This window comes from Thermococcus nautili, from assembly GCF_000585495.1.
GTDB lineage: Archaea > Methanobacteriota_B > Thermococci > Thermococcales > Thermococcaceae > Thermococcus > Thermococcus nautili.
Genome location: NZ_CP007264.1, coordinates 1,644,679 through 1,668,929 on the forward strand (window position 1 = coordinate 1,644,679; position 24,251 = coordinate 1,668,929).

The following is a 24,251-nucleotide window of genomic DNA, read 5'->3' on the forward strand; positions in this document are numbered from 1 at the left end:
AAGGGGTTAAAAACTTCACTTGAGGGCGGCCTTGAGGGCGTCCTCGAATATCTCCATCGCGACGTCTATCTCTTCCTTGGTGACGACCAGCGGCGGGATGAACCTTATGCTGTTGTCGCCACAGCCGAGAAGAACGAGACCGCGCTTCGCAGCCTCTCCGACAATCCTGTCCCTGAGCTCGGGATACTTCTCCTTGGTGTCCTTGCTCTTGACAATCTCGACGGCCTGCGCGAGACCGAGACCACGGGCATCGCCAATGACCTCGTAGTTCTCCTTGAACTCCTCGAGTATCTTGTGGAGGTAGTCTCCGACCTCCTGGACGTGCGGGAGGAGCTCCTTGACAATCTCAACGACCTCTATTCCAGCCGCTATTGCAACGGGGTTGCCACCGAAGGTGGTCGCGTGCCTTCCGGGCTTGTCGAAGCTTATATCCTTCCTGTGGACGACACCTGCCAACGGAAGTCCACCGCCGATGGCCTTACCGAACTGGATGAGGTCCGGCTCAACTCCGAAGTGCTCGATGGCCCAGAACTTTCCGGTCCTGCCTATGCCCATCTGAACCTCGTCGTCGGCGAGGAGTATTCCGTACTCGTCGGCGAACTTCTTGAGCTCCTTGAAGAAGTTCTTCGGCGGGACGACGTAGCCGCCTTCACCCTGTATCGGCTCGAAGAATATCGCGCCAATCTCGTGGGGTGGAACGTGCCTGAAGACGTACTCCTCTATGAAGTCGAGAACGCGGTTTATGAGCTCGTCCGGCTCGTCGTAGCCGTCAATTCCCCAGGTGTTCCTGTAGGGGTTCGGGTAGGGTATGTGAGTAACGCCCGGCATGGTCGGGAAGAAGCCGTCCTGCTGGACCCACTTGCTCGCGGTAAGGCTGAGAACGGCCTGGGTCCTTCCGTGGAACGCGTGGTAAAACGCCAAGAACTGCTTCCTTCCGGTTCCGTACTTGACGAGCTTCATAGCGGCCTCGTTGGCCTCGGCACCGCTGTTGCTGTAGACAACTTTCTTCTCGAAGTCACCCGGAGCGAGCTCGATGAGCTTCTCGGCGAGGATAACCGCGTTCTCGTAGAAGAAGTCGGTGAGCGAGTAGTGGGTGAACTTCTCGGCCTGCTTCTTTATCGCCTCGACGACGCGCGGATGGGCGTGGCCGACGTTTATAACTCCAACACCGCTCGCGAAGTCGTAGAAGACGTTTCCGTCAACGTCGTAAACCCTTATTCCCTCACCGCGCTCTATGACTATCGGAAGGTTCTCGGGGTCCTGGGTTGTAGTGGCGAGATACTTGAAGTTCCTTTCAATTATCTCCTTGGCCTTCGGCCCGGGGAGTTCCTTAACGTTCGGTCTAACCACCATGTCCATCACCGGGCGAAGCTCGACGTTCGACTATATAACTCTATGCTCAAGGATGAACATCTTTGACCGAAAGTTTTTCGATAAGCTTCCTGGAAGGTTGAATTCTGAAAGCTCCCGGTGAAGCGGGGGAGCAAAGTTAATAAACTTGAGTGAGTGTTTCACTTCGGTGAGTGCGTGGTGAGAAAGGAAAGTCAGAAGCGCTTCGATGGTAAAACGTTCTCAGTTCTATTCTTTGTGAACCTTTTCATGTTCACCGTTGTTGAGTCACTCCTTAAGTGGAGATGGCCTGGTTGAAGGTCTCTGGCTGTTTTTGAAGCTCCTGCCCTGGTGGATTTTGATGGTTTTTCTCGTGGCTTTGAGCCTGGATAAGAGCCTCCTCTTCGATGACGATGAGGAAGATAGTGAATTGGGGGTGTTTGAATGAGGAGGTGTTTTCTTTTCTTGATTGTGTTTTTGACGATAACATTGGTGACCGGAGATAATTACACTGTAGATGTGATAATTTTCACATTCCTGGGTTATCTATGTGGAATAATAGACTCCGGTTCAACGACGAAAATTAAAGAGCCCTACATCATCGGCGATTCCAACGAAATCGTTTACTTGACGAAGGAAGAGCTAAAGAAGAGAATGGAGGGCTAATCACTCCCCGTTCTTCTCTCCCCACTTCTCAAGGAACTCCTTGGCGGAATTTGCCGCTATCGCTCCCTGGCCGACCGCGACCGCAATCTGCTTGAAGACGTTGGTTATGTCGCCGGCCGCGAATATGCCCGGAACCTTGGTGCGCATGTACATGTCCACCGGAATGTAGCCGTAGTCGTCGGTTATGCCGAGGTGCTTGACGAAATCCGTTTTGGGCTCGTAGCCTATGAAGATGAAGACTCCATCGACCTTCATCTCCTTCTCCTCGCCGGTCTTGACGTTCTTCAGCCTCACCGCCTCGACCTTGTCCTTTCCAATTATCTCGGTGACGACGGTGTCGAGTATCGCCGGAATCCCGCTCTCCCTGAAGCGGTCCTGCAGTATCTTGTCGGCCCTGAACTTGTCGCGCCTGTGGACGAGCGTTACATCAACGCCGATGCTCTTGAGGTAGAGGGCCTCCTGTAAAGCGGTGTTTCCACCGCCGACGACGATGACCTTCTTGCCCTTGAAGAGCGGGCCGTCGCACGTTGCACAGTAGGAAACTCCCCTTCCTGTGAACTCCTCCTCGCCCGGAACCTTGAGCTTCCTCGGCGAGGCTCCGACCGCTATGATTATCGTCTTCCCGCGGTACTCTTTGCCGTTCTTGGTCTTCACGGTGAACTTGCACGGGCCCTCGTAGTAGGCGCATTCAGCGGGGTCAATCCTCTCGACCTCGTCGAAGACCACCTCAACGCCGAGCCTCTTGACCTGCTCGTGCATCCTGTTGGTCAGCTCCGAACCGCTGATTCCCTCGGGGAAGCCGGGGTAGTTCTCTATGAGGTCTGTTAAGGCCATGTTTCCGCCCAGGTCCTTGCTGATAATCAGCGTGTCGAGGCCGAAGCGCTTGGCGTATATCGCCGCCGTAAAGCCCGCTGGGCCAGCTCCGATGATGAGGACGTCCCAGAGCTTCTTCTCGTACTCACCACCGCGTGAGAATCCTCCAAGGCTGAACATCTCTCCCACCTCCGCGCTTTCCTAAAGTGGGTTATTTAAAAGCATTGTTGCCCAAAGATGGGTAAAACTAAACCAGCTTAACCGAGCGGTCGAGGGCTAGATGGAGGGTGTAGCCGAGGAAAGCACTCAAACCGACGAAGATTCCCTCGCCAGTTGACATCTTGAGGCCGTACTCGACCAAAAGGAAAGCGAGCAGTCCGTAGATTCCTGCGAAGAGTAGCGAGTGGACGATTCCCCTGTGCTTCGGCATGAGCCACGTGAAGGCGTACCACGCTACGAGCCCTGCCAGGGCACCCGCGACCCACGAGACAACTGGATTAATCCACGCCGGGTTCATGTGAACGAATCCCCTGGCCCATAGGAAGACGGCGCTTCCAGCGGCGACGCTGACTATCGGCTTTGAGCCCCTGTGTATCAGCGCGTCCGGGTGGTCCATGTCGGGTAAATCGCTTCCCAGGACATAGAACGCGTATCCGAGGATTAGCGCCGTTGAGGTTAGCTCAATCGGTAGCTTGGCGTAAACCTTCAGGAGCTCGCCGATGAGCACCGCTATTGGATAAGTCACTATTCCGCTGAGCACGTGGGTATCGTAGTTCGGCAACTCACTCACCCTTCAGCTTCTCCGCCTGCCCCTCCTCTAAAAACTTTCTGACGTAGTCTGGAACCTTGTAGTTGCCCTTCGGGTCGCCGACGAGGAAGCCGAGCCTTATGAGCTCGTTCAGCTTGTCGTAGACCTGCATTCCCGGCTTCTTGACGACCTTGGCGACCTGTATGTAGCTCACCGGCCCGCCGTTGAACTCAAACACTATCGCCTCAACTAGGTCCTTGTACTCCTTCGGAATCCTCGTGAGGTACTCCTCAAGGCTCTTCGGTTCTTCTAGAATCGTCGTCACGACGTAGTCGTCAATCGGGTCGAACTTGTGCTTTGCGGACTCGCTTAGGACGTAGTGAAGGAGTCTTAAAATCTGCCTCGGGTTGCCCTTCCCGAGCTGGTGGATTAGCCTTATCGCCTCCTCCGTGAAGGGATACAGCGGGTCGTCGGTGTCCCTTATGCGAACGCGGTTGAGCCTCTTCTTCACGAGCTCAAAGGTCTCGTCAAGGCTCATCGGGCGGAGCTTGAACTCGTAGTGGAGGCGCATGAAGAAGGCGGGGAATATCTTCGTGTACTCCTCATAAGCTTCTGGAACGCAGGCGAAGGCAACGATACAGCCCTTCGGCATCGTGCTTATGAAGTGCCTCAGCATCTCGAAGAACTGAATCTTCTCGTGCTCCCTTGCGCTCTGCATGTTCTCCAGCTCGTCTAGGAGGAGCGCGCAGTAGGGATACTTGCTCATCTGCTCGACGAGGAGTTCAGCGATGTCCCTGCTCTTGTACTCCTTCGAGTCGCTGAGCATCTTCTCAAGCCTGTCGATGAATCCGAGCTTCCTGCTGAGGTTTTCGAGAAATATGTTCGTCCTGCTCTTGGGGGGCTTCAGCGCGTAGAAGATGTCGCGCGTGAGCTTGAGGATGTCGTTGGTATCGACTTTGACATATATCGCTTTGCCTTTGTTCTCCTCTATGGCCTTCGCGAGCGTTTTGAGCCTCTGCGTTTTACCCATTCCAAGAGGCCCAACGATGCTGAGCGCTATCGAGCTTTTGTTGCCTATTACCTCCGAAACAATCATCTGGAGGCGCATGTCTATCTCCTGATAAACGTGAATGCTCTCGACGTCGGTTATTCCTTCGCTGGCGAGCTGTTCAAAGGGATTGGCCGAGAGGCCGTAAACCTCGTATGACTGGTAAAGCTTAAGACCCTCCATTTCACCCACCGAAGTGTTTAAGGCCTTTCAATATAAAAACCTGTTCATCGGTGAGCGGAAATGATTCTCCTCGTAACGGCACCGCCCGGCAGAGAAGGCGACGCGATACTCGAACTGGAGTGGGCACTGGGAAAGGTGAGGGTTAAAGGAACGGACTGGCGGGGCGTCCTCCTCGCTGAAACTCCCCTACCAAAGGACGAGGCCCTCAAACGGTTGAGGAACTTCGAGACGCAGGCGATACAGAGAGTAATCCCCATCGAAAGACTCGTTCCGGCCAGGTGGGAGGAGGTAGAGAAGGCCGTCCTTGAGCTGGGGAAAGCGATAGACGGAACCTTCGCCGTCCGCGCCAGGGTTCGCGGGAATAAACGGCTCTCCCAGCGGGAGCTCGAAGTCAAACTCGGCTCGCTCCTCGTCGAGCGCTATAATCTAAAGGTCAACCTGAGCGAGCCCGATTACACGGTTATCATCGAGGTTTTGGGTAAGAAAGCTGGAATCGGCCTCGTCCGAAAGGGTGAGGTTCTTCGCTTCGATGTGAAGGAATAAATAGTTTGGGCGCCAACTAATCACATGCTCCGGAAGGTTGCCTACCTGACCCTGGCGCTGGCCCTCGTTCTCCCACTACTGTTAATCTTCAAGCCGGGCCCGAGGTTTGAGACCGTTGAGACGGCCTCGGGTGAGGTTGTGCCCCTTCCAGAACCCCGTTTGAGGGGTGAGATAAGCGTTGAGGAGGCGATAGCGAAGAGGAGGAGCGTCCGCTCCTACCGTGACGAGCCCCTAACCCTTGAAGAGCTCTCCCAGCTCCTCTGGTCGGCTCAGGGAATAACGAGTTCAAAGGGCTACCGCTCGGCCCCGAGCGCGGGCGCTACTTATCCCTTCGAGGTCTACGTCGTCGTTGGTAAGGTTGAGGGCCTTGAACCCGGAATTTACCGCTACATCCCCGGGAAACACGCCCTTGAGCTGGTAAAGCCAGGTGACTACAGAATGGAGCTCCAGAGGGCCTGTCTCGACCAGGAATGGGTCGGTAGCGCCCCCGTTGACATCGTTCTGGTTGCCTTCTACGAGAGAACAACTGACGTCTACGGTGAGAGGGGAATCCGGTACGTTCATATGGAGGCCGGCCACATAGGCCAGAACATCTACCTCCAGGCAACCGCCCTTGGCCTCGGAACGGTCGCGGTTGGGGCTTTCCACGACGATGAGGTTGCCTCGCTCCTTGGAACTGAAGGTGCTCCACTCTACGTCTTTCCGGTGGGGAGGCATGGTTGACCACAACACGCTCGGCTACCTCAGCTTCGCCCTCATGACACTGGCCCTCGTTACCGGCGCCCTCTACTTTCTCTCGCCGAGGTGGAAGAGGGTTCTTTTGTACTTCCACGTTATCCTGGGCCTTCTCGCCTACATCGCGATGTTCCTGGCGATATGGCTCGTTCGCTGAGGAACAAAAGCTTATTAGGCCCGCCGACAAATTATTCAGGGGGTTGGAATGCTGGACGTCGATGATGTCATCGAGAGACTCCAGAAGCTGAGCTACGAGGAGGCCTTGGCCTACTGGATAGCCAGCGAGCTGGAGGAGGCCGAGTTTTATCGCAAGCTGGCCGAGAGGGCTAAGAACCTTGGGCTTCCAGAGAGCCTCGTGGAGACTTTTCTCAGACTGAGCGAGGACTCCGAAAGGCATGCAGTTGAGCTCAGGGAGGAGTTCAAAGCCTCTTTCGGCAGGGAGCCGTCAACGGAAATCCCTCCTCTTGAAGTTTTACCAGTTCTCGACCGTTTTGAAAGGGCCGACCAGGTTAAGGAGGTCCTTGAAACCGCTATGGAGAGCGAGCTCATAGCGATGAACGCCTACAAAGCCCTCGCCGAAAAGGTTGGGGATGAGCGGTTAAGAGAACTCTACCTCAAGCTCGCCGATGTGGAGAGGGGCCACTACGAGGCCCTGAAGAGGGAATACGAACGGTTGGGTGGTTGACATGGTGGTTGAGGTTCTGGAAGAAATTAAGAAGCTCAACGAGCGCGAACTGCTCAGCTACTGGATTAAGGGTGAATACGAGGAGGCCGAGACCTACCTGAAGCTGGCGGAGAGGGCCAAGGAGCTCGGCCTTCCCAAGGAAGTCTACGAGACCTTTGAAAGGCTCGGCAAGGAGTCCAAGGGCCATGGCGACGAGCTCTACAAGATTTACCGGGAGAAATACGGCGACGAGTTGATTGAGGTGAACGTTCCGAGCGTTGAGGGAACCCACGTTCTCGGCAAGTTCTGGAAGGTCGAGGACCTCGAGGACGTTCTCATTAACGCTATGGAAGCTGAAAAGCTTGCCGAGACGATTTATCGGAAGCTGGCGGAGGAAACCGATAACGAGGAGCTCAAAAAGGTCTACCTCTACCTTGCGGACGTTGAGAAGGGCCATTACTCGGCATTAAAGGCCCTCTACGAGTGGAGAAAAAAGAAGGGGTTACTTTGACTCCTTTTTCTCGGTCTTGGCCTTCTCGGCTTTGGCCTTTTCCTTGGCCTTCTTCTGCTCCTCAAGTTTCTTCCGTATCTCCTCTATCTTCTCCTCCTTCAGGGGGATGAACTTGTCGTCGTAGTTGTCGTAGCTCGCGAGCAGAAACTCGTCGCTCATCTCCAGAGCTCCCGTCGGGCAGACGTCAACGCACTGGGCGCAGTAAACGCACCTTCCAGTCCACAGCGCCACCTTCCTGATGTCGGGCAGGTAAACGAAGACCCCCGCGGGACAGACGGTGACGCACATTCTACAGCCGACGCACTTGTCGACGTTGTACTTAAGCTGGCCCCTGAAGTTCTCTGGAACCGGCACCGGCTCGGTCTTCGGAAAGAGGTTGGTCGCTGGCTTCCTGACGAGGTTCCTGAGCACCGTTGGGACGAGTATTGGCGCCCTCACATTATCACCTCCATCGCAAGGAGGAGTGAGCCAACGAGAGACGCTAAGAAGACGTTCTTCCAGAGGAAGTCCACCGCCTGGGTTATCTTCAGCCTTCCGGTTACGGCCCTGAAGACGCTTCCGACGACGAAGAGCAGGATAAACACTTTCAGCGTGTGGAAGAGCAGGTTAACGACGTCCGCTGAGAGGCCCGTCAGGCCGAAGTAGCCCGCTATTCCCCAGGGGAAGAATATCGCGACCACCAGGGAAGCCGCTATATAGGCTTTGAGAGCCTTCGTCAGCTTGAGCAGTGCCAGATACCTTCCGCTGTACTCGACGAGCAGTCCCTCGGCTATCTCCTCCTCCGCATCCGGTATGTTGAAGAACCCGACCTCTATCTCGCTCGCCAGCCAGACGCAGAAGACGTAGAGGAGTATTATCGCTCCCACGAAGCTCATCGGCGTCCCTATCTCCCAGATGTTGTGCTGGTAGAATATGCCCATGCTGAAGGGCTTGTCAACGCCGAGCTTTCCGAGGCGCCACATTATCGCAAAGATTGCCAGCATCATGGCGGGTTCTCTCGACACCATTATCGTCGCTTCCCTCGCCGCTCCGATTTTCGCGTAGGGACTGCCTGAGCTTATCGCTCCAACTATCTTGAAGAAGCTGATGAGGGCTAATAGGTAGATGAAGACGATGACGTCGCCCTTGCTCGCTAAAATCGGGGTGAAGCCCATCGGCGTGTAAGCCAGGAGCGCTATCGCCGTTGCCAGTGCCAGAACCGGGGCCGCTCTGAACATGTAGTTTGCCGTGTTCGGGACTATCGTTTCCTTGCTCATCAGCTTGAGGAAGTCGTAGAACGGCTGTATCAGCGGTGGTCCAACGCGCCTCTGCATTCTCGCAACCAGTTTCCTGTCTATTCCCTCCCAGAGGAGCGAGGCCAGTGAGACGAAGCCGTAGAGCCCGAGCAGGCCTGCAATCGGATAGACGATGTTTCCCATCACGTCCATGAGCATCACCTCGAACAGCCGAACCCTACAGGGGTTGGGTCTCCCTTCACGTCGGGATTAATCTCGCGCGTCTTCTTTATCGAGGCCTTCAGGAGGTCCTTTTCGGTCAGGATTCTCTTCTTTCCGTCTTCAACGACCGCAACCCTGTCCGTACAGCTCAGACACGGGTCTATCGAGGCAACCGCCACCACGAAGTCCGCAACCTGGTCTCCCTTGACGCCCTCAGCGACCGCGAACAGGTTCGGGAACGTCGGTTCCCTCGGCTTCCAGCGGAGGGGCTTGTCGCTTCCCTTCTTTCCGCGGACGTAGTGAATCAGCTCGCCCCTCGGCGCCTCGTACCTTCCAATGCCCTCTCCGTCCACCATTATCCTGAGCTTGGCGACGAGAACGTTGTCCTTCGGAAAGGTCTTGATTTTTCCGTCCGGCATCTGGTCGAGGGCGTGCTCGATGAGCTCCAAACTCTGCCAAAGCTCGCCTATCCTCACGGCCATTCTGTCGAATACGTCTCCCCTCGGCCTCTCCCCAGTAACGTCCTGGGGCATGACAGGCTTTATTCCCAAATCCGGATAAACGCCGAGCCTCTCGCTCCAGCGCGCGTCGTCGCGGATTCCGCTTCCCCTTCCCGTCGGCCCGACGGCTCCCTGTTCCAGCGCCACGCGCTTGCTTATAACAGCAGTGTCCCTGAAACGGGCCTCTATCGTCGGGTCGTGGAGGAAAATATCTTCAATCTGCGGGAAGACCTCCTTGTAGTACTTTATCATATCGAGAATTATCCGCCTCCTCTTCTCGTCGATGTCCCTCCTGACGCCTCCGATGGTTACCATCGAGTAGTTGACGCGGTTTCCAGCAACTGCCTCAAGCGTGTCCATGGCCTTTTCACGGGCGAGCCAGGTGAGGTGGAGCACGGTATCGTAGCCTATGTCGTGAGCCAGAACGCCGAGGTTGAGCAGGTGGCTGTGAATCCTCTCAAGCTCGCCGACGATTACGCGGATGTACTCTGCCCTCTCGGGCACCTCTATTCCGGCCGCTTCTTCAACGGCCCTCGTGTAGGTGTGGTTGTGGGAGAAACTGCATATCCCGCACATTCTCTCGGCTAAGTACATTATCTGGACGTAGTTCCTCCTGAGGGCTATCCACTGGATTCCGCGCAGGTTGTAACCGAGCTTGACGTCAACGTCAACTATCCTCTCGCCGTCGAGGGTGAGTATGAACTTCTCGGGCTCCTCCAGACCGGGGTGAATCGGACCGAAGGGTATCTTGACCCAGTATTCAACTTTGGTCATTTCTTAGCACCTCCCTTGAGGTAATAGGGGTGGCCTGCGTTGTGCACCATCTCCTCGGGAACACCCTTGTCGTCGAGGCGGAGTGGATAGATGCCTTCGGGGAAGTCCTCCGGCAGGAAGAGCCTCCTCTTGTCCGGTGCATTTTCAAAGTCTATGCCAACCATCTCCATTCCTTCCCTCTCGAACTGGAGGGCTATCGGAAAGACCTCGCTGATGTCCGGGAGCGTTGGGTCGTCCTTCGGCGCGTGGACGTCTATGAGCAGTGAAACGGCAGGGGCGTCGTCGTAATAAATCACGAGGTGACTGAGGAAGCCCAGGTCGTCCCCCCAGTCCTGCTCGATGCCTATCGAGTAGTGGGCCTCGCCGTCAAGCGTTTTTATGAACCTCATCAGCTCGCGGTAGCTTTCCCTGTCGATTCTCACCCAGACCCTCTCGCGCCCCCACTTGTTGGTCTTGACCTCAACCTGGGCGTTTGGAAAGCGTTCCGCTATCGCCTTCGCGACTTTCTCGGCTTTGGTGGGCTCTTTAACCTCGTTCGCCTCGTTAATGGGATTATCATTCATGTTCCTCCCCTCCCGGGACTTCTCCTTTCAGGATTTTAGCCAGCTTTTCCAGTGCCAAAACAACCCCATGTAGTATTGCCTCCGGTCTCGGCGGACAGCCCGGGACGTAAACATCCACCGGAATCACGTTGCTCAGCGGTGCGTTGGTGAAGGGACTCTCGTAGAAGACGCTCCCACCGGTGGGGCAGGAGCCGACTGCTATCACTATCTTCGGCTCGGGCGTCTGCTCGTAGACCAGCTTAACCCTCTCGAGGCTCTGGTTGGTTACCGGCCCGGTAACGAGGAGTATGTCCGCATGTCTTGGACTGCCGACGAGCTTGACTCCAAAGCGCTCCGCGTCGTAGCGTGGCGTTAGAGCGGCTATGATTTCGATGTCGCAACCGTTGCACGAGCCCGTGTTCACGTGGAAGACCCAGGGGGATTTTCCGATGTAGCGACACAGCTGGGCGATTCTTTTCTCAAGCCTCTCGCGCTCCGATGAGTTTGAACCGCCGTTAGCGGGAACTTTGATGCTCACTTTCTCACCTCCTCAACCCCATATCAGTATCACGCCCATCACGAAGGCCGTAACGATGACGAGGTAGCTCACGTAGTCGGTCAGCAGTCCGGTGTGGTCGGCCTTGAGGACGGTGAAGAAGCGCTTGAGTGCGTAAGTTAGCCCCCACATGACGTTTCTTCCCGTGTAGTGGCCCTCAAGGTGCTCGAAGCCCGGAATAACCTTGTCCGGGTCCTCACCGCTGATGAATATCTTCGTCCCGTCGCCGACTTCCCTCGTCCCCATTCCGCTCCTCTTCGCCCACTTGTCGAGGAGATACGCTAAGATGAGCCCGACGATGAAAACGAGGACGAAGTAAAGTGCATCCCAGTAGCCGAACATTTCACGCACCCCCCAGGACCGCGCTTATGTATGCCAGCTGGTTCTCAAGGGCCTTGACGGCTGGAATCATGACCTTGTCGCTTATCTGCCAGGGGAAGAGTCCCATGACGACTATCGCGACCGCGAGGATTATTATGGGCCAGAGCATGCTTCCCTCGGGGTCTCTGGCCTTCATGACTCTCTCGTTCGGCCTGCCGAAGAAGGTGTAGAGCACCTTGACGTATGCTGCCGTACAGAATGCCGTTCCGATTATCGCTATCGCACCGAGTATCGGGTTGAATATGGCAGAACTCTCGTATATGAGCCACTTGCTCGCGAAGCCGTTGAGGGGTGGCATTCCTATTATCGCGGCCGCCCCGATGAGGAAGGCGAAAGTTGTTTTCGGCATGGTCTTGGCCAGACCGCTCAGCTCGTTGAGGTCCCTCGTGCCGAGCTGGTGAATCACAACGCCCGCGATGAGGAAGAGGAGGGCTTTCATGAGCGCGTGGTTGAAGGTGTGGTAAATCGCTCCCGCCATTGCTATCTCTCCCGTCTGGCTTCCATAAGCGGCTAAGCCGATTCCGAGGCCGAGGAGGATGTAGCCTATCTGGCCGACCGAGGAGTAGGCGAGAAGACGCTTCATGTCGTTCTGGATTACCGCCATCGCGTTGCCGACGATGAGGGTTATGCAGGCGAAGATTATGATGACCCAGCCGACTGTCGTCAGGTTGATGGCCGGGTGGAAATCTCCCATGTAGAGCCCTCTTAGAGACATGCCCGCACCGTACACACTGAAGAGTATCCTCGCTAGGGCGTAGATTCCGCCTATCTTGATGACGAGACCTGAAAGCATAGCACTTATCGAGCTCGGCGCGGCCGGGTGCGCGTCTGCCAGCCACATGTGGACTGGAGAAGCACCGCTCTTGAAGAGGAGTCCTGCTATGAAGAGCGCCAGCGCGACCTTCGCCGTAACCGTCGGGTTCTGGGCGAGCTTAACTGCCAGATAGCTCATCGTCAGCGTTCCGTACTGGCCGTAGAGGAGCGCTATGCCGAGCAGGATGAAGGCGCTCGCTATCGAGCCGACGAACATGTACTTGATGCCGGCTTCAATGCCCTCCCAGGTGTCGTTTCTAAAGGCCACCAGCGCGTAGCTCGCTATACTCATGATTTCGAGGAAGACGTAGAAGTTGAAGAGGTCGCCGGTTATCGCTATGCCCAGCATTCCGAGCTCGAGGATTATGATGAGGGTGTAGTACTTATCGAGGCCGGTGTCGTGCTTCATGTAGCCGAGGGAGTAAACCACCGCGAGGAAGCCCACGAGCGTTACCATGAGAACCATTATCGCGCCGAAGAGGTCGACCTCCCAGACTATCCTTATCGGGAAGTTAGCTTGGCCGAGCGGGCTCTTGGCTCCGAGGGTGTAGACGATTATGCTCTTGTTCTCCCAGACCGAGTAGAAGAGCGCCGAGCCCACCGCTAAGGTGGCGCCGGTGATTATGACTGCCCACGCCTCCCTCGCCTTCCTGCCGAGGAGGTTCACTATCGGCATCGAGAACGCTCCGAGGAGCGGGATGATTATGAGGTAGGGAAGTATCTCGTGCCCGTTCATCCCCTCAACCTCCTTAGAGCTCTCACGTCAAGGGTTCCGTAGTGGCGGTAGGCGTTTATCGTGAGCGCGACCGCGAGCGAGAGGACACAGACGCCGATGACTATGCTCGTAAGCACTAAGGCCTGTGGAAGCGGGCCGACCATCGGGCTCTTCAGCGTCTCGTAGCCGGTGTAAATCGGCGCGGTCGGGATTTCGTTGAGCTCTATGCGGTAGCCGAGGCTTATGAGGAGCAGGTGTATTCCGGAGTCTATGATGTCTAAAGCCAGAATCAGCTTGATGAGGTTCCTCTTCGCGAGGAAGGCGTATATTCCGAGGACTATGAGCAGGAAGGCCGTGATGAACTGAAACTGAATCATGACTTCCACCTCCTGTAGAGCGCTATCGCGGTCAGCGCGCTGACGAGGCCCGTGAAGACCTTAAGGCCGACGGCGAGGTTCATTATCGGCAGGAATCCGGCGGAGAGAAGCGTTCCGGGCTTTCCGTTGAAGAACGGGCCGTTGTGCCAGAGCGTGTTGTAGAAGAACGCCACGCTCATGCCGAGCATCGCGGCGCCGAGGAAAACGAGACCGCCGATACCCTCGAGAGCCGAGTACAGGCTCTTGTTGTAGTGCTTCTTCATCTCGTCGAGGCCGAAGGAGACGAGGAACAGTATCCCCGCTCCGGCTATCGTTGCTCCTCCCTGGAAGCCACCTCCCGGTGTCAGGTGACCGTGCATGACGATGTAGGCTCCGAAGATACCTATGAGCGGGATTATCGCCCTCGCCGAGGTCTTGACGATGAGCCCCATATCGCTACCGCACCTCGGCCTCATTTCTCATCCCTCCTCCAGGGCCTCAGAAGAGCAATCGCGCCGGCTATGGCCGTGAACAGGACGGTCGCCTCTCCAATCGTATCGTAGCCACGGTAGTCGAACACTATGTCGGTGACTATGTTCGTACCGCCGACTTCCTGGACGCCATGTTCGATGTAGTAGTTGTCCGTATACCTCAGGGTGAGCCACTCCTTTCCCCCCGGGCCCGAACTTGAGGCCGTAGTTGGGGTTCGCAACGTAGAGGAGCGCCCCGAGGATGAAGAGCAGTGAGAGGTAAGCGATTGTTCTCTTCACGGTTCCACCTCCCATCTCTCGGTCTTGGCTATGCCGTAAACCACAATCGCCGTAACGACTCCCGCACCGACCGCCGCCTCGGCTATCGCAACGTCCGGGGCGTGGAGCATGTAGAACTCGAGGCTGAGGAGCAGGCTCATCGCCGCGGACATGAGTGCAGCGGCGAGCAGGTCTCTAAAGCGAATCGTGAGGTAAGCCGTGATGAGAACGCCGATGAGTATTATCGCCTGAATCGCCATGTCAATCGTGAGGGCGTTCATTCCCCATCACCCCCAAGCTTCTCCTCGTAGGCGTCAACGACCGCTTTAGCCGGCTTGTAACCGCTCAGGTGCGCGGCTTTCGCTATTGCATGCGCTCCGACGGGGTTCGTGAGGAGGAGCGCCACGAGGGCAACGAAGCTGTGAAGGGCCATCTGGAGGTACTTGGGGTCGCCGGTGACGTGAAGCTGATAGAGGGCGTGGGTTACAACCGCTAAAACGGCGAATATCGTTCCGAAGGTCGTGCACTTGGTAGCTCCGTGAAGTCTGGTATAAACGTCCGGGAAGCGGTGGAGGGCTATGCTCCCGAGCATGTTGAATGTGATGTTTATCGCGAGGAAGGCGTAAATCAGGTATTCGACCGGGCTCATTCCAATCCCCCCTGCAGGTATCTCGCGATTATGAGCGTTCCGATGTAGCTGAGGAGCGCGTAGACTATCGCGATGTCGATGTAAATCGTCCTGTCGTAGGCCGCTCCGAGGAGAACCATGCCGGCAACCACGAGCGTGTTCAGCGTATCAACCCCGACGACCCTGTCCGGAACGCTGGGACCGAGGAGAACCCTGAGTATCGCCAGGAACGCTCCAATCGAGATTATCAGCGCCGAGTAGAAGAACACGGGCTCAATCATTTCCCCAACCTCCTGGCCCACTTCTCAAAGGGTCCCGCGACGGGTTCAGAGCTCTCGGGCCTCTCCAGTCCCTCCGGGATGTCAATCCAGTGGACGTACAGGGCCTTCTCCTTCGGGCAGGCGTCTATGGTAAGGGTTCCCGGGGTGAGGGTTATCGAGTTGGCCAGAATGGTGTACTGGGCGTCCTTTTCGAGCTCAACCGGGACCTTGACGATTCCGGGCCTTATCTTCCCTGTTATGACGAGATAAGCTACGTGGAAGTTGGCCTTGACCATTCCCCAGAACAGGACCGGGACATAGGCAATCCACTCGAGCCACCTTATCGGGTTCAGGAAGCGGGTTGATTCCTCCCCAACGATGTCCTTCGTCGCGTACGCTACTATCCCCGCGAATATTAGACCTGCTATCAGTTCCTGAGTGCTCCAGAGCAGTCCGTTCGTTCCCGCCGTTAAAACCAGCCAGGTGATGTAGGCGAAGACGAACGCGACTATGAAGGGCAAGCTACCACCTCCGCATTAACGCTTTTGTTTACTCTCGATTGGGACTTCTCTTTCCGGCTTAAAACGGTTTTCCAAAGCTCAGTTTGGCAAAAAAAGGTAGGAAACGCCTTGTTGTAAACCAAAGGTTTAGGAGCCCCCATGTTCTAACCTATGCAACGAAGAACTTTAACGGTTTTCGGTGAATAAAAATTGAAGACTCAGAGGTTGCGGGAAATTACCTCCGCCACCTTTGCCCTCGTCTCCTCCCCGCCGTCGGGGCCGTAGTAGATGGCATTGGCAGGACACATCTCGTGGCAGGCCGGCTTCAAACCCTCGGCCCTTCTCTCGGCGCACATGTCGCACTTGTAAACAACTCTAACGACCGGCTCGTAGCCTATCGCCCCGAACGGGCAGACCGAGAGGCACATAAGACAGCCTATGCACTTCTCCTCGTTGATTATGACCGCCCCGTCCTTATCGCGGGTGATGGCGTTTACTGGACATACCGCCATACAGGGCGCGTCGTCGCAGTGGCGACAGTTAATCGGGACGCCGACGCCGTTGCTCGCAAAAACCACCCTTATGTTGGGCCTTCCGTCGTGAATGAAGTCGCATACTGCCTCACAGGTCTCGCAACCTATGCAGGCGTTGAAGTCCACGAGGAGCTTCATGCTCTCACCTCCATCAGCCAGAGGTGAACATCGCGAGCGGCGTAGAGGCCGTCTTTCGTTGCCCTGCCGACGAGGGAAGGGCCCAGAACAACGTCTCCGGCCGCGAAGATTCCCTCCCTGCTCGTCATGTGCCTCGAATCCACGACGATTCTGCCCTTTCTATCGGTCGCTATTCCGCAGTTCTCGCCGAATGGAGGTGTCGGCGTCTGCCCTATCGCGAAGACAATGTAATCCACGTCGACCGTGAACTCGCTTCCCTCTACCGGGACGGGCCTCCTCCTTCCGCTCTCGTCCGGCTCGCTGAGCTTTGTTCTAATGAGCTCCACGGCTTTGACCCTCCCGTTCTCGCCGATGATTCTCTTCGGCATCGTCAGTTCGAGCCACTCAACGCCCTTCTCGCGGAGGAGGTTTATCTCGTAGCTTCCTGCCGGGGCCTCCCTTATCGTCCTGCGGTAGCTCATGTAGACCTTCTCTGCTCCCATCAAGAGGCTCTCCAAAGCCGCGTCGCAGGCCGTGTGGCCGGCTCCAACGACCATTACCCTCTTGCCCTCTATCTCCGGCACCTCGCTCCAGTCCATGTGGCCGAGCTTGGCGCTCTTTATCCTGAAGAGGTATTCCAGGGCCTTGAAGACGCCTTCAAGCTCTATTCCCGGAATATCTGCGAGCCAGGAGCGCCACGTTCCAGTGGCTATCAAAACGGCGTCGAAGTCCCTAACGAGCTCCTCAAAGTCAACGGTCTTCTCGACGAACTCGTCGCCCTCGTCCTTCCTCCCACCGGAGACGACCTTGACTCCCGTGTGGAAGACGACTCCCATGCGCTCTGCAAGGTCTCTGTAGCCAAGCCTGACCCTCTCCACCGGAATCCTGAACTCTGGAATCCCGAAGAGCATTAAGCCACCCGGCTCGGGCAGTTTGTCGTAGACGTGAACCTCGTGGCCCTTACAGGAGAGGTAGCCGGCCGCCGCCAAACCTGCGGGGCCGGCGCCTATTATCGCCACCCTCTTTCCCGTTGGTTCGGGACGTTTGAGGCAGTGGAAGGCGAAGTTCATGCCGTTCATCCTCTCACCCCCGGCTTTGCGATTCTCGCCAGGGCGAAGGTTCCGGCTACGTAGTAGACGCTCAGCACGAGCGGGAAGGCGTAGAGGTTGTTCTTGAGGGCGAGGGCTATTCCTGCTGGAATCAGGGTCGCGAGGACCCAGAAGGCCACGAAGACTACGGTGAAGTCCACTATCTCCTTCGCAAGCCTCCTGGCCGTTAGCTCCGGGTGGCTGAGGTACCAGTAGTAGAAGCTGACGAACAGGAAGCCTCCGATGGCGTTTCCAAGGGTTACTGGAATCAGGTTGTGGAAGAAGCTGGCCCAGTTTATAGCCCCGTTGCTGAGGAAGACGCCCATCGGTATGGCCCACATGTTGGCTATGGCGTGCTCGAAGCCTATGGCAACGAAGGCGAATATCGGGAACCATATTGCCAGTATCTTTCCTGCCCCGTCCTGGACCCTCGCCGACTGCCATATCGCGACGTTCACGAGCCAGTTACAGCCGATTCCGAGGAAAAGCAGGGCAATGAAGTCCTTGGAGACCTTGCCGTGCGCTATGGCGACTATCGTCTTTCCGAAGGCGTTGGGGTCTCCGACGTGGCCGAAGAGCCCGGTGAGCTGGACCGCCAGGAGTGCTATGAAGACCGAGCCTATGAAGTTGCCACCGTAGCTCCCGAACCAGTTGTAGAGGACGCACCTGAAGTCCGCGTAGCCCTTGGCCTTTGCAGAGCTGAGGAACTGCACGTTGCCCGTCCACAGGTCGGCTCCCGCTAATATTACCGCGATTAAGCCGACCGGGAAGACCGCTCCGAGAAGGAGTTTGAAGGCTGAGGGGTTGTCGTGGAAGCCCGTGGCGGCTATAACAGCTAAAACGAAACCGAAGGCTATGTACGCCCCGGCCATGAAGCCCGCGAAGAGCAACCTTCCGGGAGTTGTTTTGAACTTCGGGGTTGCCTTCTTCGCAATCCCCTCAAAGGTGGAGTCAACCCCGTACAGGATTTCGCTCATTCCAATCCCTCCCCGATTTTTCTTGCCGATTCAACCCTTCTGCAGGTTGAGCAAAGGAAAACGGTGAAATGGCCCATCTTCCGGGCCCATTCAACCTCCTTAACCGTGAACTCCGTCAGCCTTCCGCAGTTCTCGCACCTCGCCAGCTCGAAGGTGGCCGAGCTCTCCCCGCTCTCGTGGTTTGGGAAGCCCTTCACCGCGTTTACCGGGCAGACCTCAACGCAGAGCAGGTCACCGTCGCAGAGCCTCGGCTCGAAGGTTATCCTCCTCACTCCATCTTCGTCGCTGTAGCTCAGGGCGCCGGCTTTGCAGGCCCTCACGCAGGCGAGACAGCCTATGCACCTCTCCCAGTCAAAGACCGGGCGCATTCTCAGACCTCCTGAGGGCGAGCCTCTCGGCGTAGGCCTTCCTTCTACCTGCAGAGAAGTCGTTGGGCTCGACGTAGCTCAAAGCCCCCGTCGGGCAGGTCTGGACGCAGAGCGGGAGCTTCCCCTCGGCCCTTCTCTCCGGGCATAGGTCGCACTTCACCATGACCTTTCCGGCAATCTCCGGAATCCCGAAGGGACAGGCCAGTAGGCACACCTCACAGCCTATGCACTTCTTAACGTCCACCATAACGGCCCCATCCTTGTCCCTGAAGAGCGCCCCCGTTGGGCAGGCTTCTATGCACGGCGCCTTCTCGCAGTGGCGACAGTTCAGCGGAACGGCAGAGCTTTCAAACTCGAAGACCGTTATGAAGCTCCTCCCGTGCTCCCTCTCGCAGGCAACCTCGCAGGCCCTGCAGGCTATGCACTTACCGGGGTCGATTAGAATCCCGCTCAAGCTACCACCCCCTCGGCCCTCAGCTCCTCCAGAATCCGCCTCGCCTCGACCTCTCCAACGGGCTTAACGCGGCAGGCGCATGCTTTAGTGTCCGGGATTTTTGAAACCGGGTCGAGGACGTCGTTGGTCAGGACGTTGGCCCCCCAGTGCCAGGGAATCGCGACAACTCCGGGCTTCACAGCTTTGGTAACCTTCACCCTCGCGGCGTATCTCCCGCGCCTCGTCTCTATGAGCGCCCAGCCGTTGTCCTCAAGCCCGAAACGTCTTGCATCGCCCGGGTGGACCTCGAGGAACGGCTCCCTCCAGCGCTTCCTCAGGAGCTCGCTCCTTCCAGTCATCGTCAGCGTGTGGAAGTGCCCGACGTAGCGCGTCGTCGTCAGGATGAGCGGGTATTCATCGTCGGGTGTTTCGGCCGGGGGCCTGTGCTCCACAGCGGCAAGGTGGGCCTTTCCGTCAGGCGTTAGGAAGCGCTCGGTGTAGAGCAGGGGCGTTCCCGGGTGGTCTTCGCTCGGGCACGGCCAGTGGATTCCCGCCAGGTTGGCCTTGAGCCTCTCAGGCGTTATGCCCCTGTACTGGGGCGTGCATGCGTTTATCTCCCTCAGAACGTCCTCGGCGGAGCGATAGTTGAAGCCCTTTGGTCCGCTTCCGGTGAAACCGAGGGCCTTTCCGACCTCGCTCACTATCCACCAGTCGGGCCTCGCCTCCCCTGGCGGTTCGATTGCCTTGAAGCTCCACTGCACGCGCCTCTCTGTGTTGGTGAGCGAACCCTCGTTTTCGAGCATTGAAGTTGCCGGCAGAACGATGTCTGCCAACCTCGTCGTCTCGGTCGGGAAGATGTCCTGAACGACGAGGAACTCGAGCCTTCTAAGGGCCTTGACGGCGTTCTTTGAGTTGGCCTCGCTTATCACCGGGTTCTCGCCGACGATGTAGTAGGCCTTCAGCCTGCCCTTCAGGGCCTCGTGCGTCGCCTCGACCGTCGTAAGGCCGACTTCACCGCTCAGCTCAGTTCCCCAGAACTCCTCAAAGAACATCCGCTTTTCCTCGTCCGTAACTGCCTGATAGCCGGGGAAGACGTTCGGGAGAACGCCGAGGTCGCAGGCTCCCTGGACGTTGTTCTGCCCGCGCATTGGAGAGGCTCCGTTTCCGGGCTTCCCTATGTGGCCGGTGATTGCTATGAGCGTCGCGACGGCCCTGACGTTGTCGTAGCCGTGAACCGACTGCGTTAGCCCCATCGCCCACGTAACTACGGCGTTCTCGGCTTTTGCAAAGGTAACCGCCGCCTCCTCTATCAGCTCCGCGGGAACACCGGTTATCTCTTCGACCCTCTCGGGCGTGTACTTCTCGACGGTCTTCTTGAGCTCTTGGAATCCGACGGTTCTCCTCTCCACGAACTCCTTGTCGTGGAGGCCGTGCTTTATGATGACGTGCATCAGGCCGTTGGCGAGCGCTATGTCCGTTCCGGGGTAGAGCTGGAGGAAGATGTCCGAGAACCACGCGGTCCTCGTGTAGCGCGGGTCAACGACGATGACCCTCGCGCCCCTCTCCTTGGCCTTGATGACGTAGCGGAAGCCGACGGGGTGGGTTTCGGCGTAGTTGTGGCCCCAAATCATTATCACGTCCGCCCTCTCGATGTCGCGGTAGGTGTTCGTCATCGCCCCCGCTCCGAAAACGGCTTTCAAACCTGCAACCGTTGAGGAGTGGCATAAGCGGGCGCAGTGGTCGATGTTGTTGGTCCCGAGCATTCTGGCCAGCTTTTGAACGAGGTAGTTCGGCTCGTTGTAGGTCTTTGCCGAGCCGAAGAACATAAGCCCGTTGGGGTCGTCTCTGGCTATCTCCCTAAGCCTCTCGGCGACCTCTTTGATGGCCTCACCCCAGCTCACCTCGACGAACTTACCTTCTTCCTTCGCCTTGAGGGGCTTCCTGAGCCTGTCCTTCGAGAGCAAATCGAGGACGGCGTTGCCCTTTGGACAGAGGCTTCCGTTCTCGTTGGGGATGCCCGGTACGTCGTCAGCGTAATCCAGCCTGTAACCGCTCGGCGTCTGCTCGATGTAGAGCCGACAGCCGACCCCACAGTAGGGGCACACGACGGGGACCTTCAAGCTCCCACCTCCATGAACAGATATGTCCACGTGCACATTTTTGTTCCCTCATTCCGAAGTTCACCGAAGAATTTAAAACGCTTTTCTAAATCCCCAGTTCCAAACAAAAGGTGTTATACGGCCTTCTTTCGCCGAAAAAAGCTCGCAAAAAGCTTTTTTGTATTCCCTTTCCGGGATGGAAAACAAAAGTGTTTAACGAATCTGCCAAAAAAATAAAGGCTCAAAAGGTTCAGAGGAGCTGGGCCATGTTCCTCTGGGCCCTCGCGAGCTTCTCTCGCGCCTTTTTGAGCACGTCGCCGAGCACGTGGGAGCCGTCGCGGAGTTCAAGGTAGCCCTCCTTCTCGGCCCCCCTGACGAGCTCTTCACCGCGCTGGTTCCTCGTTATCAGCACCGTCCAGCCGGGTTCGCTCTCGACGAAGCCCGCCGAAACGTCGCTCCACACCCCGGTGTAGTCGGAGCATACCAGACAGCCCGTCTGGAGGTAGGAGAACGCCTCCTTCAGCGGTATCGCGAGAACGCCTGTCTCCCTGTGGATTTCGAGGAATTCTCTTGAGAGCCTTATGTCCTCTATCTCCTCTGCCCTGACGCCGTACTTGACGCGCAGGTAGTTCAGGAACGCTTCAAAGGCGAAGGTGCCCATGCAGAACAGGCTGACGATGTACTTAATCCTGTTGCCGAAGTCCGTTTCGAGTATTGGGAAGTCCCTCATCTGACCGAAGAACTGCGCCTGGCAGGGAAGGCAGACAACCGCGACCTTCTTCAGGTCTTCCTCCTCTATCTTCGCCTTAATCCTCGCCGCGAACGGGACTATGCTCCAGCGGTTTCCCGCGGTTTCGAGGAGCTCCTCCTTCGTCCTTGCAACGACGGCCTCGCCTTCAAGGCCCTTCGTCCTCTTCGCGGTAACTACACCCTCTATGAGGTCCTTTTCGAGGGCGTAGGTGAGCATGGCTGTAACAGCGCCGCCGCTTGCGACCTTCCGCTTCAGTATCTCTTCGTCGGTTGCCCTGCCGAGGTAAACGGCCCTAATCTGGCCGAGAAGGGTTTCCCCAACGGGCATCATGTCTTAACACCCCCGAGGCATATAATCTGGCTCGCGCGCGGACAGCGGATGTAGCAGGTTCCACAGCGTATGCACCTCTCCTGGGCCAGGGTCGGCCTCTTGTCTATGAGCTTGATGGCCCCGGTCGGACAGGAGAGCTCGCAGGCCCCACATCCTATGCAGAGGCCCGTTAGAACGACGTCGTCGATGAGGTCGAACCCGCTGAGCTTCTTCACCCCCGCGGTGACCTTGAAGAGCCTCAGCCTCGTCTCGTTTCCTGCCATGAAGTACTTGAAGAAGGACTGGAGCATCTGGGGCGTCGGCGGACAGCCGGGTATCGAGTAGTCAACCTCTATGACGCTGTTTATCGGCTGGAAGTTCCTGTGGTCCGGCCTCGGCGCCTGACCGCCACGGCAGAAGCGCAGTATTCCTCCCAACGCCGCGCACGAACCGAATGCAACGACGACCTTGGCCTTCTCCCTTATCTCCTTCAGCTCCTCTCCGATTCTCGGCTCGTTCATGCAGACGCCGCCGGTTATGAGGGCCACGTCGTACTCGTCGTACATGCATTCCCCGTCGCGGAGGTAGGATATGTCGAGCTCTACGCTATCCATGAGCTTGGGGTAGGCCCTGATGATGCTCACGTTACAGCCCTCACAACCGCCTATATCAACGTGAAGGACCTTCAGCTTCTCCATAACCATCACCTCATCCTCACGACGTGGGTCGTGCAGGGGATGCACGGGTCGTAGAGCCTCATAACTGCCTCCGCCGCCTTAACGCTCAGCCCTTTCGCCATCTCCTCCATAACCGGGATGTTGAACATCGTCGGGACGACTATTTTCGAGCTGACCACGCGCCCCTCCTCGCCGAGCTCAAGGTAGTGTATCAGCGTCCCCCTCGGCGCCTCGTAAACGCCGACGCCCCTGCCCGGGCCGAAGGTGATGTTTTTGACCCTGAAGGCTTCGTTCATGTCAATCTCGTCGAGAATCTCCCCCAGGCGCAGGATTGCGAGCTCTGTATCGAGAACCCTCGCGAGGTGGATTCCGTAGAGGGAGTTATCTCTAAACTCGCGGTAGGTCTTCATCCTCGCCCTCGGGCCGGCCTCGACCTTCTTTCCGTCGTAGAAAGCAACGAGCGTCGTTGATTCCCTCGCTGGTTCCTCCTTCCTGAACTCGTAGTAGGGCATCGTCTCCACGGCGTCGGTCCTTATGTTGTAGCGGTCGCCGTAGAAGAAACTGCTCGCGAGGTAGGGCATCTCCCTCCTCGCTTCCCTAAGCTCCTCCGCTATCTCGGTCTGAACGTCCTCGTCGAGGAGAACCTCCTTTAGCTCCTCCCAGCTCTTCATGAGGTCGGGGAACCTCGCCTTCAGGTTGTTGAAGACGCTCCACTTGGGAACGCGGAGCATTCCGCCTATCGTCAGGTTCGGCGGGTGGGTTGCCGCGCCACCGAGCTTGAGCAGGTAGTCGCTTACCTTGGCGTGGAAGTCCATGAGCTTGAAGAGCACCTCGTTCCGCTTCTCCTCCTTTATCAGGTCTCCCGCCATCATGAGGAACTGGAGGGCGTGGCTCTGGGCCCTGTTTATCAGCCCCAGCGCTTCCCTCATGAGAAGGCCGTTCCTCGGTGGGGCTATTCCTATCGCGTGCTCGACCGCTTCAACGGCCGCTATGCCGTGGGACGCGTGGCAGAGGCCGCATATCCTCATGACCGCCTCGACGGCGAAGAGCGGGTTCTTTCCTATAACCATCTTCTCGAAGCCCCTGACCGGCGCGGTCGCGATGAAGAGCGCATCCTGAACGGTTCCGTCCTCCTCGTAAAGTATCAGCTTCGCCTCGCCCGCGACGCGACAGACCCTGTCAAGCCTGACCTCGCCCAAGGTATCACCCCCAAAACTTGAATTTCATCTCACCCGTTATTGTGTAATAGGCTTTTGATAAAAGGGTTTCCTGAACCGAAGGTTTGGAACCGGGGATTCTCGTCAAAACACCACCAAATGCCCTTATTTTGAAAAACGGTTTTGTTTTCCTTTTCAAGAACGGCAAACGGACGCACCCAAAGCTTTATATACCCTCGAACCTACTTCCCAACGGGACTCTTCTCGGAGTCTTTCGGGAAGGTTCCAGAAA

At 57.1% G+C, this 24,251-nt stretch carries 32 protein-coding genes and 1 pseudogene; 6 read left to right on the plus strand and 27 right to left on the minus strand.

The genetic code is table 11. From position 1 onward, the window contains the following. Nucleotides 1-15: 15 nt before the first annotated feature. Nucleotides 16-1,353, minus strand: a complete 1,338-nt coding sequence (locus tag BD01_RS08985) for an ornithine aminotransferase (protein ID WP_042692181.1) — start codon at nt 1,351-1,353, stop codon at nt 16-18. Nucleotides 1,354-1,821: 468 nt separating this feature from the next. On the opposite strand from BD01_RS08985, the gene BD01_RS08990 reads away from it, so the two are divergent. After that, entirely contained in the window at nt 1,822-1,995 is a 174-nt protein-coding gene (locus tag BD01_RS08990) for a hypothetical protein (RefSeq protein WP_156927405.1), read from the plus strand. Here the strand turns inward: BD01_RS08990 and trxB are convergent, their stop codons facing one another. The 3 genes from trxB to BD01_RS09005 form a co-directional block, all read right to left on the minus strand. Continuing rightward, entirely contained in the window at nt 1,996-2,988 is a 993-nt protein-coding gene (trxB, locus tag BD01_RS08995; RefSeq protein WP_042692185.1) for a thioredoxin-disulfide reductase, read from the minus strand. A gap of 67 nt (nt 2,989-3,055) precedes the next feature. Next, entirely contained in the window at nt 3,056-3,589 is a 534-nt protein-coding gene (locus tag BD01_RS09000) for a metal-dependent hydrolase (RefSeq protein WP_042692188.1), read from the minus strand. A gap of 1 nt (nt 3,590) precedes the next feature. Further along, entirely contained in the window at nt 3,591-4,787 is a 1,197-nt protein-coding gene (locus tag BD01_RS09005; RefSeq protein WP_042692191.1) for an ATP-binding protein, read from the minus strand. 60 nt (nt 4,788-4,847) lie between these two features. Between BD01_RS09005 and BD01_RS09010 the strand changes: the two genes are divergently transcribed. From BD01_RS09010 to BD01_RS09030, 5 genes are read left to right on the plus strand one after another with little or no spacing between them, the layout of a single operon-like run. Next, complete coding sequence (locus BD01_RS09010; protein WP_042692194.1) at nt 4,848-5,330, plus strand: THUMP domain-containing protein; 483 nt, start codon at nt 4,848-4,850, stop codon at nt 5,328-5,330. Between the two features lie 24 nt (nt 5,331-5,354). Further along, the gene (locus tag BD01_RS09015) at nt 5,355-6,053 is read left to right on the plus strand and encodes a SagB/ThcOx family dehydrogenase (protein WP_042692197.1); all 699 of its coding nucleotides are present in this window, start codon (nt 5,355-5,357) and stop codon (nt 6,051-6,053) included. Next, on the plus strand, nt 6,046-6,222 hold the full coding sequence (locus tag BD01_RS11340; protein ID WP_042692199.1) for a membrane protein: 177 nt from the start codon (nt 6,046-6,048) through the stop codon (nt 6,220-6,222). Before BD01_RS09015 ends, BD01_RS11340 begins: the two co-directional genes overlap by 8 nt. 48 nt (nt 6,223-6,270) lie before the next feature. Beyond that, nucleotides 6,271-6,750 carry a ferritin family protein gene (locus BD01_RS09025; RefSeq protein ID WP_042692201.1) on the plus strand — a complete coding sequence of 160 codons (480 nt, stop codon included), beginning with the start codon at nt 6,271-6,273 and terminating at the stop codon, nt 6,748-6,750. Between the two features lies 1 nt (nt 6,751). Continuing rightward, entirely contained in the window at nt 6,752-7,240 is a 489-nt protein-coding gene (locus tag BD01_RS09030) for a ferritin-like domain-containing protein (RefSeq protein ID WP_042692202.1), read from the plus strand. On the opposite strand, the gene BD01_RS09035 is transcribed toward BD01_RS09030, so the two are convergent. The 23 genes and pseudogenes from BD01_RS09035 to BD01_RS09145 all read right to left on the minus strand — a co-directional run bounded on the left by BD01_RS09035 (nt 7,232) and on the right by BD01_RS09145 (nt 24,001). Next, nucleotides 7,232-7,678, minus strand: coding sequence for a 4Fe-4S dicluster domain-containing protein (locus BD01_RS09035; protein WP_042692204.1), 447 nt, complete (start codon nt 7,676-7,678; stop codon nt 7,232-7,234). The genes BD01_RS09030 and BD01_RS09035 overlap by 9 nt on opposite strands. Further along, nucleotides 7,675-8,667, minus strand: coding sequence for a respiratory chain complex I subunit 1 family protein (locus tag BD01_RS09040; protein ID WP_042692206.1), 993 nt, complete (start codon nt 8,665-8,667; stop codon nt 7,675-7,677). The genes BD01_RS09035 and BD01_RS09040 overlap by 4 nt, the downstream gene beginning before the upstream one ends. A 5-nt stretch (nt 8,668-8,672) precedes the next feature. Next, nucleotides 8,673-9,950: a hydrogenase large subunit gene (locus BD01_RS09045; protein WP_042692207.1), complete on the minus strand. Its 1,278-nt coding sequence runs from the start codon at nt 9,948-9,950 to the stop codon at nt 8,673-8,675. Next, nucleotides 9,947-10,513 carry an NADH-quinone oxidoreductase subunit C gene (locus BD01_RS09050; protein WP_051482201.1) on the minus strand — a complete coding sequence of 189 codons (567 nt, stop codon included), beginning with the start codon at nt 10,511-10,513 and terminating at the stop codon, nt 9,947-9,949. The genes BD01_RS09045 and BD01_RS09050 overlap by 4 nt, the downstream gene beginning before the upstream one ends. Continuing rightward, complete coding sequence (locus tag BD01_RS09055) at nt 10,506-11,030, minus strand: NADH-quinone oxidoreductase subunit B family protein (protein WP_042692209.1); 525 nt, start codon at nt 11,028-11,030, stop codon at nt 10,506-10,508. Before BD01_RS09055 ends, BD01_RS09050 begins: the two co-directional genes overlap by 8 nt. A 12-nt stretch (nt 11,031-11,042) precedes the next feature. Beyond that, nucleotides 11,043-11,390 carry a hypothetical protein gene (locus BD01_RS09060; RefSeq protein ID WP_042692211.1) on the minus strand — a complete coding sequence of 116 codons (348 nt, stop codon included), beginning with the start codon at nt 11,388-11,390 and terminating at the stop codon, nt 11,043-11,045. Between the two features lies 1 nt (nt 11,391). Next, nucleotides 11,392-12,978 carry a proton-conducting transporter transmembrane domain-containing protein gene (locus BD01_RS09065; protein ID WP_042692212.1) on the minus strand — a complete coding sequence of 529 codons (1,587 nt, stop codon included), beginning with the start codon at nt 12,976-12,978 and terminating at the stop codon, nt 11,392-11,394. Then, nucleotides 12,975-13,334, minus strand: a complete 360-nt coding sequence (locus BD01_RS09070) for an NADH-quinone oxidoreductase subunit K (protein WP_042692213.1) — start codon at nt 13,332-13,334, stop codon at nt 12,975-12,977. The genes BD01_RS09065 and BD01_RS09070 overlap by 4 nt, the downstream gene beginning before the upstream one ends. Continuing rightward, a complete protein-coding gene (locus BD01_RS09075; RefSeq protein WP_240922661.1) occupies nt 13,331-13,789 on the minus strand; it encodes a Na(+)/H(+) antiporter subunit B in 459 nt (152 codons plus the stop codon). Before BD01_RS09075 ends, BD01_RS09070 begins: the two co-directional genes overlap by 4 nt. Further along, a pseudogene (mbhE, locus tag BD01_RS09080) lies at nt 13,786-14,083 on the minus strand (hydrogen gas-evolving membrane-bound hydrogenase subunit E). Before mbhE ends, BD01_RS09075 begins: the two are co-directional and overlap by 4 nt. Continuing rightward, on the minus strand, nt 14,080-14,343 hold the full coding sequence (locus BD01_RS09085) for a DUF4040 domain-containing protein (RefSeq protein ID WP_042692215.1): 264 nt from the start codon (nt 14,341-14,343) through the stop codon (nt 14,080-14,082). Before BD01_RS09085 ends, mbhE begins: the two are co-directional and overlap by 4 nt. After that, nucleotides 14,340-14,711 carry a monovalent cation/H(+) antiporter subunit G gene (gene mnhG / locus BD01_RS09090; RefSeq protein WP_042692216.1) on the minus strand — a complete coding sequence of 124 codons (372 nt, stop codon included), beginning with the start codon at nt 14,709-14,711 and terminating at the stop codon, nt 14,340-14,342. The genes BD01_RS09085 and mnhG overlap by 4 nt, the downstream gene beginning before the upstream one ends. Further along, on the minus strand, nt 14,708-14,971 hold the full coding sequence (locus BD01_RS09095; RefSeq protein WP_042692218.1) for a cation:proton antiporter: 264 nt from the start codon (nt 14,969-14,971) through the stop codon (nt 14,708-14,710). The genes mnhG and BD01_RS09095 overlap by 4 nt, the downstream gene beginning before the upstream one ends. Then, nucleotides 14,968-15,471 (minus strand): monovalent cation/H+ antiporter subunit E, encoded by a 504-nt coding sequence (locus BD01_RS09100; RefSeq protein ID WP_042692220.1) that lies wholly within the window; start codon nt 15,469-15,471, stop codon nt 14,968-14,970. The genes BD01_RS09095 and BD01_RS09100 overlap by 4 nt, the downstream gene beginning before the upstream one ends. Before the next feature lie 197 nt (nt 15,472-15,668). Continuing rightward, nucleotides 15,669-16,121 (minus strand): 4Fe-4S dicluster domain-containing protein, encoded by a 453-nt coding sequence (locus tag BD01_RS09105; RefSeq protein WP_042692223.1) that lies wholly within the window; start codon nt 16,119-16,121, stop codon nt 15,669-15,671. Continuing rightward, complete coding sequence (locus BD01_RS09110) at nt 16,118-17,179, minus strand: FAD-dependent oxidoreductase (RefSeq protein WP_042692227.1); 1,062 nt, start codon at nt 17,177-17,179, stop codon at nt 16,118-16,120. Before BD01_RS09110 ends, BD01_RS09105 begins: the two co-directional genes overlap by 4 nt. Next, nucleotides 17,176-18,165 carry a formate/nitrite transporter family protein gene (locus tag BD01_RS09115; RefSeq protein ID WP_042692229.1) on the minus strand — a complete coding sequence of 330 codons (990 nt, stop codon included), beginning with the start codon at nt 18,163-18,165 and terminating at the stop codon, nt 17,176-17,178. The genes BD01_RS09110 and BD01_RS09115 overlap by 4 nt, the downstream gene beginning before the upstream one ends. Beyond that, nucleotides 18,162-18,533, minus strand: coding sequence for a 4Fe-4S dicluster domain-containing protein (locus BD01_RS09120; protein ID WP_051482202.1), 372 nt, complete (start codon nt 18,531-18,533; stop codon nt 18,162-18,164). Before BD01_RS09120 ends, BD01_RS09115 begins: the two co-directional genes overlap by 4 nt. Beyond that, nucleotides 18,517-18,987 (minus strand): 4Fe-4S dicluster domain-containing protein, encoded by a 471-nt coding sequence (locus BD01_RS09125; protein ID WP_042692232.1) that lies wholly within the window; start codon nt 18,985-18,987, stop codon nt 18,517-18,519. Before BD01_RS09125 ends, BD01_RS09120 begins: the two co-directional genes overlap by 17 nt. Further along, nucleotides 18,984-21,086: a formate dehydrogenase subunit alpha gene (gene fdhF / locus BD01_RS09130; RefSeq protein WP_245599229.1), complete on the minus strand. Its 2,103-nt coding sequence runs from the start codon at nt 21,084-21,086 to the stop codon at nt 18,984-18,986. The genes BD01_RS09125 and fdhF overlap by 4 nt, the downstream gene beginning before the upstream one ends. Before the next feature lie 229 nt (nt 21,087-21,315). Further along, nucleotides 21,316-22,146: a Coenzyme F420 hydrogenase/dehydrogenase, beta subunit C-terminal domain gene (locus tag BD01_RS09135; RefSeq protein ID WP_042692235.1), complete on the minus strand. Its 831-nt coding sequence runs from the start codon at nt 22,144-22,146 to the stop codon at nt 21,316-21,318. Continuing rightward, complete coding sequence (locus BD01_RS09140; protein ID WP_245599230.1) at nt 22,143-22,829, minus strand: NADH-quinone oxidoreductase subunit B family protein; 687 nt, start codon at nt 22,827-22,829, stop codon at nt 22,143-22,145. Before BD01_RS09140 ends, BD01_RS09135 begins: the two co-directional genes overlap by 4 nt. After that, the gene (locus tag BD01_RS09145; RefSeq protein ID WP_042692241.1) at nt 22,829-24,001 is read right to left on the minus strand and encodes a nickel-dependent hydrogenase large subunit; all 1,173 of its coding nucleotides are present in this window, start codon (nt 23,999-24,001) and stop codon (nt 22,829-22,831) included. Before BD01_RS09145 ends, BD01_RS09140 begins: the two co-directional genes overlap by 1 nt. Between the last annotated feature and the right edge of the window lie 250 nt (nt 24,002-24,251).